This window comes from Enterococcus sp. 7F3_DIV0205 (genome assembly GCF_002141365.2).
Lineage (GTDB): Bacteria > Bacillota > Bacilli > Lactobacillales > Enterococcaceae > Enterococcus_L > Enterococcus_L palustris.
This window is the reverse complement of sequence record NZ_CP147244.1, coordinates 239,266-256,609: the sequence shown is the minus strand read 5'-3', so window position 1 is coordinate 256,609 and position 17,344 is coordinate 239,266. Positions and strand designations below refer to the sequence as shown.

Sequence of the window (17,344 nt, the reverse complement as noted above, 5' to 3'; positions counted from 1 at the left end):
CTAAATTCATTTTGTATCGCCTATTATTCATTTAAAAACTATTTTATATGGAACATTTTTACATGATCTTAATTATTTTACAATGTCCAAAACTTTTTCATAAGCTTCGATTTGAGCGTATAATCGTTGGACTTGCAATTCATTCTCAATATAATTGATGGAGTTGCCAAGATTTTCTTTACGTTTATCTTCTAGACGTTCGACTTCTTTCTTTGCTTCATTCGCTAACTTATTGATTTGATCAACTTTTTCTGACATGATGCATTCCTCCTATATACTTAGTTATACGTTTAGTGTAGGCTCTTTTTTATAAATATACAAAGATAATGAATGAATTCTCCTAATGAATGGAAAATGGTTAAAAAAACTCAAAACCTTCAATGAGTATGGTTTTGAGTTTACACTTAATTTAGATAAGATCCTCTAAAGTATCTTATCCATGATTATTCCTGTTTTTCACCTTCACTAATCCCATCCAAAATACAAGCACACCTATGGTTAGCACACTTCCAAGTATTATTAGTACTTTTGAATATCGATTGTTTTCACCTAAGGGCGGAAATAGTGTGGTTTTTTGCGCAGGTTTATCGTTTGATTGATCATTGGTCATTGTTTCTATTTTTCTTTCATAAATATACGTTACAACTTGAAGGTTATCTGTAAATGATCCTTTTGCTATTCCTCGAATCTCCTTAAATGTATAGCCGTCAAATACTTTTTGTTCAGTCGTATATGAATCGCCAATTACTCCAGTTTTCACCACATCATCAATTAAATTATTCCCATCAGTATCTTGATATTTGACTATTACATTCGATACCTTAGATGGCCTTTTTTCATAGATATAAATTACTGTTTGAGCTTCATCCATGAAGATCCCTGTAGTATTTCCCTGAGCTTCTTTAAATGTATAACCATCAAACTCTTTTTGTTCTGTAGAATACAAATCGCCAATGTTTCCTGTCTTAATAACAGCATCTGCAAGTTCTTTTCCGTTTGTATCTTGATATTTTACTGTTACATCTGCTGCAGCAACGGGATCTTTACTATAGACATATTTGACGCTTTGTTTTTCAGCGGTAAAAAAACCTGTGGCATTGGCTGGAAGTTTATTTTGATTTAAAGTATAGCCTGGAATAACCAATTTATATTGATCTGTAGTAGCATCATACGTATCACCAATATTGCCCTTCAATAATTGAGGGTCATGAATTACGGCGCCATCTTCCTCTTCATAAACGACCTGAACATCTTCCCCGATTATTGGGATATTCGTAAAATGTACCCCTCTTCCAAATCTCCAATCAATATAGGTACCATAACCACCCGAATCATACCCGCCGCTAAAAGGGACAATATCTTTATTCAAGGCATTATTTTCAAGAATATAGTCTCTTTTGGGCGTCATTGTAAATGAAATAAGTAAATCCGGCTCTTGGTTGTTTCCATCATCTGGATGGACGATCGCTTGCGTAAGCTCCATCTTATAACCAACTAGATCATTTAAAGCGGGTAGTATATCACTATAATTTATTCCGTCTGTGGTATACGTCAGCTTAGCGTTCCCTTTAGTGACTGTAGGATACGAGGCAAATTGAAACCAAGAATCTCCTGTACTGTCCTGGTTTGTAAATTTTGCTAAATACTTTGTCATCGTCCCGTTATTGACTGTTAATTCTTGTTGAAAATAGACCAACTTATTTGTATTTAAATCTATTTCTGTTGGTTCGGAGAAAATATCATGAAAAGCCTTCCCCACAAGAACATAATCAGTCCCATCATCTGAAGTTTTCATTCCTGAACTAGATACATTTCCTTGTGCAAAAGCTGAAGAAGAATAAAGCATCAAAGCTCCTATTACTAGGAATCCTATACAGTGCAAAATTTTTTTCATCTGTAACCTCTCGCTTTTCTATTATTTTTGTCAAAAAAATCGTAACACAGTATTTTCTTCAAACCTGTTTTTTTATTTTAATAAAATGAAATAATAGAACACTTTGTTTTAGTTAACATAAAAGAAAACAGACATACCGAAAGTTCAAAAACTTTGATATGCCTGTTTTTCAATTAATGCCAGCTGCAGGGATCGAACCTGTGACCTATGCGTTACGAGTGCATTGCTCTACCAACTGAGCTAAGCTGGCAATACAATCAAAATTATAAAACTAAACCTACCTTTTGTAAAGACAGAAACTCGCCTTTTTTTAAAATAAAATTAGTTTTCTGAATTTTTTCTTAATTTATGGTATAATAGAGATAGTTAAGAAAGGAAGTTTTTTTGAATGTCTAATTTCGGTAACTTTAATCGTCCTGTTGAGCCTTCTGCAGAAGGGGATTTATTCACTGTTGATACTCAGGTCACTTTCTTGATGCATGGTCAGCCGCAAACAGGGATTATTACGAAACAATTAAATAATTCAGCTGTTGTGGAAATTGATGAGAACTCTGATAACACTGATTTAATGGTCAAAAGTAATGGTGTCATCGTCATCAATTACAAAAAATTAAAAAAAGTATAGCTTCTTCCATCCATTATTATTGGATGGATTTTTTATTTAAAAAAATTCACATCTAGGCAACTTAAACACGTTGCCTAGATGTGAATCGTTTTTTTTTACTTAGTACCAAACAAACGGTCACCTGCATCGCCCAAACCTGGAACGATATAACCATCTTTATCTAAATACTCATCTAACGCTGCAGTATAGATATCAATATCTGGATGCGCTTCTTGTAATGCTTTTACACCTTCTGGCGCCGCAACTAAACAAACAAATTTAATATTGCTGCCGCCGCGTGCTTTCAACGCATCGATTGCCATGATGGCTGATCCGCCAGTTGCTAACATTGGATCAACTACGAATAACTGACGTGCGTCAATATCTTCTGGCATTTTCACAAAGTATTCTACTGGTTCTAATGATTCATGGTCACGGTACAAACCAATATGGCCAACTTTTGCTGCCGGAATCAATTCCATAATACCATCAACCATTCCAATACCTGCGCGTAAAATCGGTACGATTGCAACCTTTTTACCAGATAATGTTTTTTGTGTTGTTTCACAGATCGGTGTTTCGATCACAACATCTTCTAAAGGCATATCTCTTGAAACCTCGTATGCCATAAGCATTGCAATTTCATTCACGACTTCGCGAAAAACCTTTGTTCCACAATCCTTATCTCTAATGATTGTTAATTTGTGTTGGATCAGTGGATGATCAATAACTTGGAATTTTCCCATGCTCATTCTCCTTCAATAATTTATTCCTTCCTATTGTAAAACAAAATCGAGCGATTGACTAGTCAATCACTCGAAACTTTTACTTATAAAGTGGATATTTTTTTGTAAGCGCACTAACAGATGCACGAACTTCAGAAAGTGTTGCTTCATTTTCGTGATCATTTAAGACTTTGACGATCAATTTAGCCACTTCCACACAATCATCTTCTTTAAAGCCTCTCGTTGTGATCGCTGGTGTTCCAATACGAATACCACTTGTTTTAAATGGGCTAAGTTGTTCAAATGGAATCGAATTTTTATTCGCAGTGATATTTACGCTATCTAAAATCGCTTCTGCTTCTTTCCCGTTCAAACCAAAACCACTTACATCAATCAATAATAAATGATTATCTGTCGAGCCGCTCACTAAACGAGCTTCTGGTGTTTGGTTAAAGACTTTTGTCATTGCCTTAGCATTTTCAATGACTTGCTCACTATATTCTTTAAAGGTAATATCTAATGCTTCTTTAAAAGCAACAGCTTTACCAGCAATTACGTGCTCTAATGGTCCGCCCTGAATACCAGGGAATATATTGCTATTGATTTTTTTCGCTAAATCTTCATCATTGGTTAAAATAAGTCCGCCGCGTGGTCCACGTAATGTTTTATGCGTTGTTGAGGTTGTGATATCTGCATATGGTACTGGGTTAGGATGTAAGCCTGCTGCAACTAGTCCTGCAATATGCGCCATATCAACCATTAATTTTGCGCCAACTTCGTCAGCGATTTCACGGAATTTTTCAAAATCAATTGTACGAGAATAGGCACTAGCACCCGCTACGATCAATTTTGGTTGATGCTCACGCGCTAAAATACGCACAACATTATAATCGATCACTTCAGTCGTTGGATCAACACCATAACTTACAAAGTTATAAGTTTTTCCACTAAAGTTCACTGGTGAACCATGAGTTAAATGTCCTCCCGCAGACAAGTCCATACCTAAAACAGTATCTCCTGGTTCGATCAATGAAAGATAGGCCGCTGTATTTGCTTGTGAACCTGAGTGTGGTTGTACATTAGCAAATTTAGCTCCAAATAATTCTTTCGCACGGTCGATCGCCAAATCCTCAACGATATCGATAAACTCGCAACCACCATAATAACGTTTGCCAGGGTATCCTTCCGCATACTTATTTGTAAGAATACTTCCTTGTGCTGCCATAACTCCTTTAGAAACAACGTTCTCTGATGCAATCAGCTCCAAGTTGTTTTCTTGCCGTTCATTCTCTTTGGCAATTGCGTCCCATAAATCCGGATCAAATGTTTTATAATCCATTAAACAAGCCTCCATTTCATTTGTTTGTACCGATTGTATCATACTTAAATGCTCTCTACTCGAAAATCGAATCAATTTTTATAATTTTTTGATTTGCAGCTTTTTTCAGGCGATTCATATAAGCAATTCCTAACCCAGATTCAGGGAAGGCTTGTGCAAAAATGACCTCTATATTTTGTTCATCGAGGCTTCTAAGTCCAGCAAATAATGATTTAGTTCCTTGTTCTACTGAATCTTCACCAAATGAATAGACAGCTCCTACATCATTTAAAAAAATGGATGTGATCTGATCATCTGCATACAAGCCAATTCGCTGATTTTTACTTTTGGCCCATTCGATTGCTCTTTTAAACACTTGTTGATCGCCTTCTATGATCCAAACGGGAACATCAGGGGAATAATGTTTGTACTTCATGCCAGGTGCTTTAGGTGCTTCTTTTTCGCTAATTAAGTGCTGATCCACACACACATTACCTATAACTTGCTCCAAGCTTTCTTTCGTAATCGCTCCTGGTCTTAATATTACAGGGACTCCATTTTTTGCTGTTAAATCTAATACGGTTGATTCTACACCAATTTGAGTTGGTCCATCATCTAATATGCCAGCAATTTTTCCATGAAGATCATGATAGACATGTTGGGCAGTCGTTGGACTAGGTTTACCAGAGGTATTGGCACTTGGTCCCACCAAAGGAACGCCAGCCGTTTTGATCAAATCCAATGTTTTTTGATTATTAGGCATCCGAAAAGCAACTGTATTCAACCCACCCGTCACTGCAGCAGAAAAAGTATTTGGCTGTATATCAAAAATCAAGGTCAATGGTCCAGGCCAAAAAGAATCTACTAAAGCTTTTGTCTGTTCTGGGAAATCTTTTACGTATTGTTTGACCATTTCAAAATCGCTGACATGAACAATCAGCGGATTATCGCTTGGACGTCCTTTGACCTTATACACTTGCTTCACAGCTTTTTCATCTAATGCGTTTGCACCAAGTCCGTACACCGTTTCAGTTGGGAAGGCGATTAATTCACCGTGACGGATCAAATCTGCGGCTTGATCGATTTGATTTGCTGTAAATTGTTTTGTTTCCAAATTCTTATCCCTCCTCCTTTTTAGATGAAACGATTATCATTCGGTCATTTCCCGATAAATCTTGAGCAATGTGGACTTGTTTTTGCGGAAAGGTTTGCTGGAAAAGTTGTTTAACAGCTAAACCTTGCTGAAATCCGATTTCTAAATAAATTTTACCATCTGGTTTCAGTATCTTTTTAGCTTCTTTAGCTAATTGCTGATAAATGGCTAACCCATCACTTTCAGCAAATAACGCTGTTTTCGGTTCAAATGTCCGCACACTCTCATCCATCAATGCCCATTCAGTATTGCTGATATAAGGTGGATTTGAAATCAAGATATCGATTTTTGTATCTTTCATCGGTTTTAGTCCATCTCCATTGATGAACTGAACCTCCGCTTCTAATCGCTGGGCATTTTTTTCTGCAACCTCCAATGCTTCTTTAGAAATATCGATTGCGGTTACTTGCCAATTAGATCGAGCTAATTTTAAACTGATGCCGATCACACCTGTACCAGTACCAACATCTACAACGGTTAACTGTTCATTTGGATTTTCTTTTAAACACTGCTCAACTAATTCTTCTGTTTCAGGCCGAGGAATCAAGGTATGCTGATTAACTAAAAAGCGTCGATCGTAAAAATCACTGTATCCTAATAAATATTGGGGTGGATAATTTTCCGCAAGTTTTTTTAAATCTTCATTGATTTGCCGCTCATCTTCTGGCGCTATTTCTTCTTTCAAATGAAGTAGCCAATCTGTTTTAGTCCAGCCCTTTCTTTCCAGAAAAACGAAAAGTATACTATAACCTTCTTTCCCTTGTTTTTCTAAAAAAGAAGAAGCCCGTTCAAGGACTTCAAAATAACGGTTACCCATTTTGCATCTCTTCTAATTTTGATGTTTGATCGTACAATACTAATGCATCCACGATTTCATCTAATTTCCCAGCTAAAATTTGGTCTAGTTTCTGGATTGTTAAACCGATACGATGATCCGTTACACGGTTTTGCGGGAAATTGTACGTACGGATTCGTTCAGAACGGTCTCCTGTACCTACTGCTGATTTACGGTTTGCATCGTATTCACTTTGTGCTTCTTGTTGCATTTGATCATAAACTCTAGCACGTAAAATTTTCATAGCTTTTTCACGGTTTTTGATTTGCGAACGTTCATCTTGCATCGCAACAGCGATCCCAGTTGGAATATGAGTCAAACGAACAGCCGAAGCTGTTTTATTGACGTGCTGACCACCAGCACCACTAGCATGATAGATATCTGTACGGATATCTTTGTCGGCAAGATCTAGTTCTACTTCTTCTGCTTCTGGTAACACCACAACGGTTGCCGTTGATGTATGGATACGCCCTTGTGATTCAGTCGAAGGAACACGTTGAACGCGGTGCGCGCCACTTTCATATTTAAGCTTAGAGAAGACATTGTCTCCTGAGATCATCATGATAACTTCTTTATACCCACCGATTCCAGTAATACTGGCTTCCATGACATCTGTTTTCCAGCCTTGGGATTCTGCATATTTTTGGTACATGCCGAATAAATCACCAGCAAATAATGCTGCTTCATCGCCCCCTGCTGCGCCACGGATTTCCATGATAATATTCTTGTCATCATTAGGATCTGTTGGCAATAGTAAAATTTTGATACGCTCTTCCAAAACTTCTTTTTCTTTCTTCAATTCTGAAAGTTCTTCTTTCGCCATTTCAGCCATCTCAGCATCTAATTTTTCGCCTAGTAATTCTTCAGTATCACTGATTCCTTCGACAACTTGTTTGTAGCGGCGATATACCTCGACTGTTTCACGAGTATTGGCCTCTTCTTTTGATAATTGCATAAAACGTTTCGTATCACTAATGACTTCTGGATCACTTAGTAATTCGCCCAGCTCTTCATAGCGATCTTCGATTGATTGTAACTGATCGTACATAGTTAGTTGCTCCTTTTTCGTTAAGTAAGTGTCTTCTATTTTTCATTTTCTTAATCCATTAATTGGTTTCTACTTGTTCACCGTCGATCGGCGGATGAAAATAATGGTTACGGCAGACTGGATAATAGGCTTCATTACCACCGATTTGGACTTGTGTCCCTTCGTAAACAGGCTGACCATCAATATAATGCAGATTCATCGTGGCTTTCTTGTGGCAGAACCAGCAGATTGTTTTTAGTTCTTCTAGTTTATCTGCATAGAGCATCAAGTATTTTGATCCTTCAAATAGTTCATTTCGAAAATCATTCTTCAAGCCAAATGCCATAACAGGTATATTCAGTTCATCTACGACCTTAGCAAATTCGATCACATGTTTTTTTCCTAAAAATTGTGATTCATCCACCAAAATGCAATAAGGCTTATAATCAAGTGCTTGAATCAACTCATATACATTTGTTTCTTTAAAAATCGGGATGGCTTCTCGCCTAAGTCCGATGCGGCTTGAAACGACACCAACGCCATCTCTAGTATCAAGTCCACTAGTCATAATCACAACTGGTTTGTCTTGTTCTTCATAATTATGAGCTACTTTTAAGATCTCGATCGTTTTACCACTGTTCATTGCGCCATATTTAAAAAATAATTGTGCCATTCCTTCGTCGTCACCTCTCGTTTAGTTCCTCTCGTATTTTACTATATTTTTGATAAAAAAGCAGTATTTTTGAAAAATTGCTTTCTTAGTTTTTAATGAACACTCGATTTTATGTAAAAAAGAACCAATAGACAAACGCGAACGTTTTATTCTATTAGTCCTTTTAAACTTATTTATTTTTGTGTTGAAGCAAAGTTCGCCGCTTCTGTTCCAGATTGGCGACCAAAGATGATAATATCTGCTACAGCATTTCCGCCGATACGGTTTGCACCATGCAAGCCACCAGTTACTTCACCTGCGGCGTACAAACCTTTGATTGGTGCTCCGTCTTCTTTCAATACTTCTGTTTTGGTATTGATTTTTACACCGCCCATTGTATGATGGATGCCTGGTGCGATTTTGATTGCATAGTAAGGACCTGTTGATAAATCGTGATCCATCCCTGTTGCACGGTTATATTGAGTATCAGATTTTGCTTTTACATCTTTGTTCCATAAATCAATGGTTTCTTTTAGTTTTGCTTCTGGCATATCGATTTTCTTCGCTAGTTCTTCAATCGTTTCGCCTTCTACAACAAAACCTTGTTCATCATAAAAATCAATTGCTTTAGCACGATCACGAACACCTTGATCAAAGACCAAATATGCTGATTTTTCTGGTAAAGCTGTGATTGCAGCAGAAACTTTATCACGTGTATCCATTTCATTGACAAAACGAGTTCCTTCTTGTGAAGCTAAAATAGCTCCTTCCCCACGTACAACTTCACCGATCAAGAATGATTTGTCTTGTTGAACAGTTGGATGGATTTGAATTTCTTTCATATCTACTGTGGCACCACCAAGTTTTTCGATCATCTTGATACCATCACCAGTTGTTCCTTCTTGATTTGTGGTTACATAATCTTTTAGTTTTGGATCGTATTTTTCAAGCATTTCTTTATTCGCACCAAAACCGCCAGTTGTAACGATTACAGCATTTGATTTGATTTCTTTGGTTTCTTTATCGTTTAGTTTGACTTTGACACCGTTCACTTGACCGTCTTTTTCAGTAATTTCAGTTACGTTTGCATTCACAAAAAGTGGAATTTTTTCTTCTTTAACATTGCGAACAAGTCCGTCTACTAAGTAGCCACCGATTGCAGAGCCATCAGCTGGACGATGTGTACGTTTTTCGCTCATTCCACCTGTGATTGTTAAATTGCTAAGTTCAATCCCCTTAGTATCTAACCAATCGATTGCATCTGCTGAATGATCTACGAAAAAGCGTAATAGTTCTTTATCGTTCGTTCCTTTTCCACCTTTTAGTGTTTCTTCAAAGAATTTATCGTTGCTATCCGTGATTCCTTCTTCTTTTTGGTATTTTGTTTCAGAAGCGTTCATCCCTGAAGACGATTTAATCGTGTTTCCACCTGCAACAGGCATTTTTTCTAGAATAGCTGGATTCATTCCCGCTTCTTTTGCTTGTAAAGCCGCTGTCATTCCAGCGCCACCTGCACCAATGATCACGATATCATATTGATCTTCTAGATCGCTTAAATCTGTATAGCCATTGGCTGATGCCCCAGAAGTAACTTCTGTGCTTTCTTTGGATTCTTTACTTTTCTTTGTTGTTTTGTCTTGGTCACTGCTACAACCTACCGCAAGTCCTGCAAACAAACTCAATGATAGTAAACTCATGATGACTTTTTTCATTTTTTCCCCACCTCAGTAATTTTTAGTCCTACAACACTTATTTATTCAGCTTAAATTTGACACTACCTTCACTGAATGTGAAAAAAATCACATTTATGGATAAAAAAATAAGTATTCAAATTCAATTCTTTTCCTTATATTTCAAAAAACAAACATAAGAATGTTACTCCTCTCACAATAAAATAACATTTTCTGCATGATTTGTGCTATATTCTCTTTTTTTTTAATCAATTTCTTATTTCTTCTAAGTGTTTATTCTTTGTTTGCCCATCATTTAATTTCTGCTATACTTATTTTAACGATGTTCAGGAGGTCCATTATGAATCGATTTCGGCTTTTATGGCTGGCTCAGCGCAAAGGAAGACGTTTTATTTCTACTCATTTTTCATCAATTCAAATTATTGTTTCTTACTATATAATTATGACAGTTATTTCTTATTTGTTATTTTGCCTCCCTTTTTTTAGGGAACCAGGATCTCAAGTTGGTTTTATTGATATGCTTTTTATGGCAATCAGTACCGTAAGTGTTACAGGTTTATCTACTTTTGATATCAATTCTGTTTTTAATGACCGCGGAGTGATTCTGTTGGAAATTCTTTTTCAAATTGGCGGTTTAGGGATCATGATGATTTCAACAGCTTTTATTATTCTATCCAAACGAAGGATTTCGTTAAAACAGCGGCAATTGATCATGACGGATATGAATCAACCAAAATTAAGTGGTATCGTTCGCTTGATTCGAATCACTTTTACGATTATTTTATGGTTTCAAGTAATTTTCGGCACTTTTTTTTCAATCTATTTTTATTTTTCGGGTTATTACACAACTTGGCCAAAAGCGATTTTCTTTGGTTTTTACCAATCGATTTCAGCTGTTACTAACTCTGGTTTTGACGTTACTGGTGATTCAATTATCCCCTTTGCTACTGATTATCTTTTTTTGATCGTGATCATGTTTTTGATTTTTGTCGGCGGCATCGGGTTTCCAGTCTTGATGGAGTTTCGTGAATGGCTATTCTTTAAGAAGAAAAAACGAGGCCTGCCTTTTCGTTTTTCTTTGTTTAGTAAAATTGCCGTTTTAGCATTTGTGATTTTGTTTGTTGGTGGTACGATTTTGATTTATTTGTTGGAAAAAGATCATTTATTTGTAGGCATGGGTGAAGTACAGCGTTGGATCACCTCCATGTTCTATTCTATGACGACTCGAAATGCTGGTTTGCAGATCAACGATTTAGGTGATTTTCAAATTACAACGTTGATTGTATTTTCTCTCTTGATGTTTATTGGTTGTAGTCCTAGTTCTGTTGGTGGTGGTATTCGTACAACAACTGTAGCAATCATCGGTTTGTACTTATACTCTTTCTTAAAAAGCGAAGATAAAATCAATGTCTTCGGACGCCGAATCGATGATGACGATGTAAAAAAATCGATTGTCGTCTTTATGCTTTCGTTGATCATGTGTTTCTTTGCGGTTTTATTTTTGACCGCAACCGAAGATCATCCACTGATCGCCATTATTGTTGAAGTAGCCTCAGCTTTTGGTACGACAGGTTTATCATTAGGAATCACCTCTGATTTAACAATAGTTGGCAAGTTGATGATTGCTCTGTTGATGTTCATTGGTCGAATCGGCATGCTTTATACTTTGATGCTGTTTGTACCAAAAGAAACACGCGATATTGGCTATGAATACCCATCCGAAAAAATTATTATTGGCTAAAAAAACTTGCTCACTCTATTTTGAATAGAGGTAGCAAGTTTTTTATTTTAAATCAGTACATTGACGATCAAATATATCAAGAACAGTCCTGAAATCAGCCACATAGGTAACGATAGTTCTGATTTTTTTCCCGCAACCAACTTAGTCAATGGATACGCAACAAACCCAAAGGCCATTCCATCCGAAATATTCATCGTAAATGGAATCAAAACGATCATTAACATCGCAGGAAAGTAGTCACTGAAATCATCAAAATGCAACGTTTTGATTTGTTGAATCATTAGGAAACCTGTTATTATAATCGCTGGTGCTAGTGCTGAATCTGGGATATAAGATAGAAACGGCAATGCTAACAAAGCTAAGAAAAAACAGATCCCGCTTGTAATTGAAGTAAGCCCAGTTTTCCCGCCTTCTTCAATTCCTGTCGCACTTTCAGCTGCAGCCACAGTTGGGCTTGTACCAAAAATACCAGATAGTAATGTGATAAAACCAGTTACACGATACGCCCGTAAATATTTTTTTTCATCTGCTTCTGGCATTAAGCCCTTAAGTAAGCCCATTGATTCAAAAATCAAAATCATAGATAAAGCAAAGACTCCTAGCAAAAAGCTTTTAGAAAAAAAGGTACTGAAATCTAATTGTAAGAAAACTTGAGAATAATTGCCTAAGCCACTTAAAGAAAAATGTTCCGTTGGTGTAACCATGCCAAAAACATTTGCAATTAATGTGACCACAACAATACCAATGAAAAAACTACCTTGAATTCCTTTTATAAATAAAACAACTGTTAGAATCAGTGAGAAAAGTGTTAACAAGGTCAAGCTATTGTTTAAAGATGCGAGTTGTAAGAAGGTATGTTCTCCTCTTAAGATCAAGTGACCTTTTTCTAAACCAATCAACACAAGGAAAAATCCGATTCCAACGGTAATCCCTGTTTTTAACGTCTCTGGCACAACTTCTGCAAATAGTTTACTTAACTTTGTAAAAGCAACCAGTAAATAGACTACACCTGCACAAAAACTAACAGCTAGCGCTTGCTGCCAAGTCAATCCTAAAGAAAGAACTAATGTATAAGTAAAAAATGAATTGACCCCCATTCCTGTCGTCAAGACAATAGGCGCATCCGCTATTAACCCCATCAAAATCGATCCAATAATAGAAATAAATATCGTCCCAAAAATCGTTAATTCTTTTGGCATCCCAGCCTCAGCTAAAATCACTGTATTCACCATAATAATATAAGATATGGCAAAAAATGAAGTAGTCCCTGCTAGTATTTCTCGTTTTATATCGTCTTTTTTAAGTTTTTTCCAATGAAACATGAAAATCCTCCTTATAATAAAAGCGTAATGGGCTCGTTCTGCTCTGTTTGGAAAATAGGAAAAATTGACTGTGACGCTTTTTGTCACATTCCATTTTTATCTTTTTCCTGAAGAGCTAGCCCATGAAGCTAGATAAATAAAAGCGTAATGGGCTCGTTCTGCTCTGTTTGGAAAATAGGAAAAATTGACTGTGACGCTTTTTGTCACATTCCATTTTTATCTTTTTCCTGAAGAGCTAGCCCATGAAGCTAGATAAATAAAAGCGTAATGGGCTCGTTCTGCTCTGTTTGGAAAATAGGAAAAATTGACTGTGACGCTTTTTGTCACATTCCATTTTTATCTTTTTCCTGAAGAGCTAGCCCATGAAGCTAGATAAATAAAAGCGTAATGGACTCGTTCTGCTCTGTTTGGAAAATAGGAAAAATTGATTGTGGCGCTTTTTGTCACATTCCATTTTTATCTTTTTCCTGAAGAGCTAGCCCATGAAGCTAGATAAATAAAAGCGTAATGGACTCGTTCTGCTCTGTTTGGAAAATAGGAAAAATTGATTGTGGCGCTTTTTGTCACATTCCATTTTTATCTTTTTCCTGAAGAGCTAGCCCATGAAGCTAGATAAATAAAAGCATAGTGAACATATCCAGCTCTGGTTGGAAAAAGTATAGTTCCTTAATAAAATTATTTTTTACTGAAATTCCAACACTCTAAGAATAACACATTGTAAACGCTTTTTGAAATTTCTAAAGAATTTTTTATTTTAGGTATTATCATAAAAAAAGCAACTGACACAAACCTAGTTATGGTTTGATTTCAGTTGCTCATTTTTTATTTTTTAATCTGACTCACTAATTTAACATAGTTATCTGATCGATCTTCTGCATCATCTTTAGTCTTTGTTAAAAGATGTTCGACCACTTCTTGGTTGTCTTTAATCGTATGAAGCGCAGAGAAGCGTGTTTGTTTTTCAAGGAAATCACGCATCTTAGAAAAATCAGCTTTTTTGTAATCGATAACCATTGGATCTTTGCCTTTTTCAATTAGTTGCGGATTATAGCGATACAATTGCCAATAACCAGATTCAACTGCTTCTTTCGCTAAAGACAAGGTTTCGATCATTCCCCCTTTGACCCCATGATTAATACAAGGCGTATAGCCAATGATCAAAGATGGTCCAGGATAACGTTCCGCTTCATCGATGGCTTTAATGGTTTGCATTGAATTAGCGCCTAAAGCAATTTGAGCCACATAGACGTTCCCATATGTCATCGCCATCATGCCTAAATCTTTTTTAGATGTTTGTTTTCCACCTGCTGAGAATTTGGCGATAGCTGCTGCCGGAGTTGCTTTAGATGTTTGTCCGCCAGTATTCGCGTAAACCTCATTATCCATGACAAAAATATTCACATCGGCTCCACTTGCCAATACATGATCAATTCCGCTAAAGCCAATATCATATGCCCAACCGTCACCACCGACGATCCATTGGCTTGTTTTAACAAGTAAATCACTTTGTTTATAGATTTGTTCTAAAAGTGGATCTGTCTGGTATTCTCCACTCAAGGCCGCAGCCAGTTTAGTTGCCCGTTGTTGCGTACCTTCACCTTCTAAATAGTGTGCTAACCAATCGTTCATTAACGCTTGAAGATCATACGATCCTAACCTATTATCAATTGCTTCTTTTACTTGATCCGCTAAATATTGACGTTTTGTCCTATTGGCGACATACATTCCATAACCATATTCAGCATTATCTTCAAATAGTGAATTACTCCAAGCAGGTCCTTGTCCGCATTCATTGGTCGTGTATGGCGTCACAGGAGATGAGCCACCCCAAATAGACGAGCAACCCGTTGCATTTGCCATCATCATTCGGTCACCAAATAACTGTGTTAACAATTTGATGTAAGGCGTTTCTCCGCATCCTTCACATGCACCTGAAAATTCCATTAATGGTTGGTTGAATTGAGAACCTTTTACAGATAATTTTCTAACTGGGTTTTCTTTTTGCTGTAAAGTCATCGCAAAAGCCCAATTGATTGCTTGTTCTTTTTGTTCTTCGTAAGGTTTCATTAAAATAGCTTTTTCTTTAACTGGACAAGCTTGAACACAAAGACCGCAACCCGTACAATCTTCCAGAGAAACTTGAATACGATACATCAAACCATCTGCTCCCCGCATTTCTCTGGCTACAAACCCTGCAGGCGCTTCTTCCATTTCTTCTTCATTCGCTAAAAACGGCCGAATTGCTGCATGAGGGCAGACAAAAGCGCATTCGTTACACATTGTACATTTATCCATTTGCCACTCTGGAACTTCTAAGGCAATCCCACGCTTCTCAAAAGCCGCGGTCCCCATCGGCATTTCTCCTGTTTTCATACCATTATCAATTAAATCTCTAACGGTCAACTCATTACCTTCTTGACGATTGATCGGTTGAAGAATATTTGTAACATATTTTGGCAATGATTCGTCTTTGGTTTCAGGTTCAATAACGATCGTTGCCCATTCAGATGGGACATCGATTTTTTGAAGAGAGTCAAACGTTCTGTCGATTGCTTGGAAATTCTTTTCAACGATTTCCATTGATTTTTTACCATACGTTTTTTTGACTTCGGCTTTTAATAACGGCATATATTCATCTCTGGTCATAATGTCTGTTACTTCAAAGAATGCTGTGGACATCACTGTATTGATTCTACGGCCCAAACCAATTTCACGGGCCAACTCTACCGCGTTGATAATATAAAATTGAATATTGTGTTCCGCAATATATTTTTTTAATTTCGCCGGAAGTAAACGATAGACTTTTTCTTTGTCCCAAAAGGTATTTAATAAGAACGTTCCGCCATCTTTCAATCCTTTTAATAAATCATAATTATGAATGTATGAAGCATTATGGCACGCAATAAAATCAGCTTGTTCGACTAAATATGTGGATGTGATCGGTTCTTCACCAAAACGCAAATGAGAAAGAGTCAACCCGCCTGATTTTTTAGAGTCATAGCTAAAGTAGGCTTGTGCATATAAATCAGTATTGTCACCGATGATTTTAATTGCTTGTTTGTTTGCGCCGACTGTGCCATCTGAACCAAATCCCCAAAATTTTGCTTGAAACGTTGAATTAGGAGTTAAATCTAAGAGTTCTCCTTGCGGTAATGAACGATACGTCACATCATCCACAATCCCGATCGTAAAGCGTTGTTTTAATTCATTCAAAGGCAACAATAGGTGATCATAAATTGCTTTGATCTGATTCGGTGTCACATCTTTTGACCCTAAACCGTAACGTCCGCCAATCACGATCGGTCTATTTTCATGTTGATATAACGCACTTTGCACATCCAATAGCAATGGTTCGCCATCAGCTCCTGCTTCTTTTGTTCGATCTAAGACAGCTACTTTTTCAACTGTTTTTGGTAATTTTTCTAATAGATTTTCTGTTGGAAATGGACGATACAAATGAATATTGATTAGACCGACTTTGCGTCCTTGCTGATTTAAAAAATCCACCGTTTGTTGAATAACGGGTGATGCTGATCCCATCGAAATGATGACTTCTGTTGCATCATCTACTCCATAATAATCTGTTAAATCATAATTAGTACCGCGTAATTCATTGATTTGTTTCATATATTTTTGAACGATTGTAGGCATTGCTTCGTAATTGGCATTAACCGTTTCTCTTTGTTGAAAATGAATATCTGGATTTTGAGCTGTTCCTGAAACTGTTGGATGATTTGGGTTCATTCCTCTGTTTCTAAATCGTTCTACTGCATCTTGATCCAGCATTTCTTTTAAGTCTGTGTAGTCAAGCACTTCAATTTTTTGCAGTTCATGGCTTGTTCTGAATCCATCAAAAAAGTTAACGAATGGTAAACTGCCTTCAATACTGGCTAAGTGTGCCACAGCCGAAAGATCCATCACCTCTTGCACACTTGATTCAGCTAACATACAAAAACCCGTTTGACGAGTAGCCATAACATCTCCATGGTCGCCAAAGATACTTAATGCACTTGTCGTGATTGCTCTGGCTGCTACATGAAACACTGCGGGCAGTAACTCTCCTGCTATTTTATACATATTTGGGATCATCAACAACAAACCTTGTGAAGCAGTATATGTAGTTGTTAATGCACCTGTTTTTAATGAACCATGAACAACACCAGCAGCTCCCGCCTCTGATTGCATTTCAATAACTTGAACCTTTTGCCCATAGATATTTTTTAATCCATTTTCAGCCCACTCATCTACTAATTCCGCCATTGTAGAACTGGGTGTGATTGGATAGATCGCAGCTACCTCTGTAAACGCATAGGATATATATGCTGCAGCTGTATTTCCATCCATTGTCTTTGTTGTTTTCATTTTTCTCACCTTTTATCTTT

13 protein-coding genes and 1 tRNA gene are annotated in these 17,344 nt (G+C 36.9%); 2 read left to right on the top strand and 12 right to left on the bottom strand.

What is annotated here, in order from left to right:
- Positions 1-72: 72 nt before the first annotated feature.
- The 3 genes from A5821_RS01185 to A5821_RS01175 all read right to left on the bottom strand — a co-directional run bounded on the left by A5821_RS01185 (position 73) and on the right by A5821_RS01175 (position 2,144).
- On the bottom strand, positions 73-258 hold the full coding sequence (locus A5821_RS01185; protein ID WP_086312610.1) for a hypothetical protein: 186 nt from the start codon (positions 256-258) through the stop codon (positions 73-75).
- A 175-nt stretch (positions 259-433) separates the two neighbouring features.
- Positions 434-1,894, bottom strand: coding sequence for a MucBP domain-containing protein (locus A5821_RS01180; RefSeq protein WP_086312608.1), 1,461 nt, complete (start codon positions 1,892-1,894; stop codon positions 434-436).
- 177 nt (positions 1,895-2,071) lie between these two features.
- A tRNA-Thr gene (locus tag A5821_RS01175) sits at positions 2,072-2,144 on the bottom strand.
- A gap of 138 nt (positions 2,145-2,282) precedes the next feature.
- Between A5821_RS01175 and A5821_RS01170 the strand changes: the two genes are divergently transcribed.
- Entirely contained in the window at positions 2,283-2,519 is a 237-nt protein-coding gene (locus tag A5821_RS01170) for a hypothetical protein (protein ID WP_010763354.1), read from the top strand.
- Positions 2,520-2,614: 95 nt separating this feature from the next.
- On the opposite strand, the gene upp is transcribed toward A5821_RS01170, so the two are convergent.
- The 7 genes from upp to A5821_RS01135 all read right to left on the bottom strand — a co-directional run bounded on the left by upp (position 2,615) and on the right by A5821_RS01135 (position 9,920).
- On the bottom strand, positions 2,615-3,244 hold the full coding sequence (gene upp, locus A5821_RS01165) for a uracil phosphoribosyltransferase (RefSeq protein ID WP_086312606.1): 630 nt from the start codon (positions 3,242-3,244) through the stop codon (positions 2,615-2,617).
- A 79-nt stretch (positions 3,245-3,323) separates the two neighbouring features.
- Positions 3,324-4,562 carry a serine hydroxymethyltransferase gene (gene glyA / locus A5821_RS01160; protein ID WP_086312604.1) on the bottom strand — a complete coding sequence of 413 codons (1,239 nt, stop codon included), beginning with the start codon at positions 4,560-4,562 and terminating at the stop codon, positions 3,324-3,326.
- 55 nt (positions 4,563-4,617) lie between these two features.
- Positions 4,618-5,655, bottom strand: coding sequence for an L-threonylcarbamoyladenylate synthase (locus tag A5821_RS01155; RefSeq protein WP_086312602.1), 1,038 nt, complete (start codon positions 5,653-5,655; stop codon positions 4,618-4,620).
- 4 nt (positions 5,656-5,659) lie between these two features.
- The gene (gene prmC / locus A5821_RS01150) at positions 5,660-6,511 is read right to left on the bottom strand and encodes a peptide chain release factor N(5)-glutamine methyltransferase (protein WP_086312600.1); all 852 of its coding nucleotides are present in this window, start codon (positions 6,509-6,511) and stop codon (positions 5,660-5,662) included.
- A complete protein-coding gene (prfA, locus tag A5821_RS01145; protein WP_086312598.1) occupies positions 6,504-7,577 on the bottom strand; it encodes a peptide chain release factor 1 in 1,074 nt (357 codons plus the stop codon). Before prfA ends, prmC begins: the two co-directional genes overlap by 8 nt.
- A gap of 58 nt (positions 7,578-7,635) precedes the next feature.
- Positions 7,636-8,229: a thymidine kinase gene (locus A5821_RS01140; protein WP_086312596.1), complete on the bottom strand. Its 594-nt coding sequence runs from the start codon at positions 8,227-8,229 to the stop codon at positions 7,636-7,638.
- A 173-nt stretch (positions 8,230-8,402) separates the two neighbouring features.
- Positions 8,403-9,920 carry a flavocytochrome c gene (locus A5821_RS01135; RefSeq protein ID WP_086312594.1) on the bottom strand — a complete coding sequence of 506 codons (1,518 nt, stop codon included), beginning with the start codon at positions 9,918-9,920 and terminating at the stop codon, positions 8,403-8,405.
- A 319-nt stretch (positions 9,921-10,239) separates the two neighbouring features.
- Here A5821_RS01135 and A5821_RS01130 point away from each other — a divergent pair, with 319 nt between their 5' ends.
- Complete coding sequence (locus A5821_RS01130) at positions 10,240-11,640, top strand: TrkH family potassium uptake protein (protein ID WP_086312592.1); 1,401 nt, start codon at positions 10,240-10,242, stop codon at positions 11,638-11,640.
- A gap of 47 nt (positions 11,641-11,687) precedes the next feature.
- Here the strand turns inward: A5821_RS01130 and A5821_RS01125 are convergent, their stop codons facing one another.
- Positions 11,688-12,962, bottom strand: a complete 1,275-nt coding sequence (locus A5821_RS01125; protein WP_086312590.1) for an NCS2 family permease — start codon at positions 12,960-12,962, stop codon at positions 11,688-11,690.
- 822 nt (positions 12,963-13,784) lie between these two features.
- Positions 13,785-17,324, bottom strand: coding sequence for a pyruvate:ferredoxin (flavodoxin) oxidoreductase (gene nifJ, locus A5821_RS01120; RefSeq protein WP_086312588.1), 3,540 nt, complete (start codon positions 17,322-17,324; stop codon positions 13,785-13,787).
- Between the last annotated feature and the right edge of the window lie 20 nt (positions 17,325-17,344).

Coding starts and splice junctions, on each gene's coding strand:
- A5821_RS01185 (WP_086312610.1), bottom strand. CDS start 258: ATGTCAGAAAAAGTTGATCAAATCAATAAGTTAGCGAATGAAGCAAAG.
- A5821_RS01180 (WP_086312608.1), bottom strand. CDS start 1,894: ATGAAAAAAATTTTGCACTGTATAGGATTCCTAGTAATAGGAGCTTTG.
- A5821_RS01170 (WP_010763354.1), top strand. CDS start 2,283: ATGTCTAATTTCGGTAACTTTAATCGTCCTGTTGAGCCTTCTGCAGAA.
- upp (WP_086312606.1), bottom strand. CDS start 3,244: ATGGGAAAATTCCAAGTTATTGATCATCCACTGATCCAACACAAATTA.
- glyA (WP_086312604.1), bottom strand. CDS start 4,562: ATGGATTATAAAACATTTGATCCGGATTTATGGGACGCAATTGCCAAA.
- prmC (WP_086312600.1), bottom strand. CDS start 6,511: ATGGGTAACCGTTATTTTGAAGTCCTTGAACGGGCTTCTTCTTTTTTA.
- prfA (WP_086312598.1), bottom strand. CDS start 7,577: ATGTACGATCAGTTACAATCAATCGAAGATCGCTATGAAGAGCTGGGC.
- A5821_RS01140 (WP_086312596.1), bottom strand. CDS start 8,229: ATGGCACAATTATTTTTTAAATATGGCGCAATGAACAGTGGTAAAACG.
- A5821_RS01135 (WP_086312594.1), bottom strand. CDS start 9,920: ATGAAAAAAGTCATCATGAGTTTACTATCATTGAGTTTGTTTGCAGGA.
- A5821_RS01130 (WP_086312592.1), top strand. CDS start 10,240: ATGAATCGATTTCGGCTTTTATGGCTGGCTCAGCGCAAAGGAAGACGT.
- A5821_RS01125 (WP_086312590.1), bottom strand. CDS start 12,962: ATGTTTCATTGGAAAAAACTTAAAAAAGACGATATAAAACGAGAAATA.
- nifJ (WP_086312588.1), bottom strand. CDS start 17,324: ATGAAAACAACAAAGACAATGGATGGAAATACAGCTGCAGCATATATA.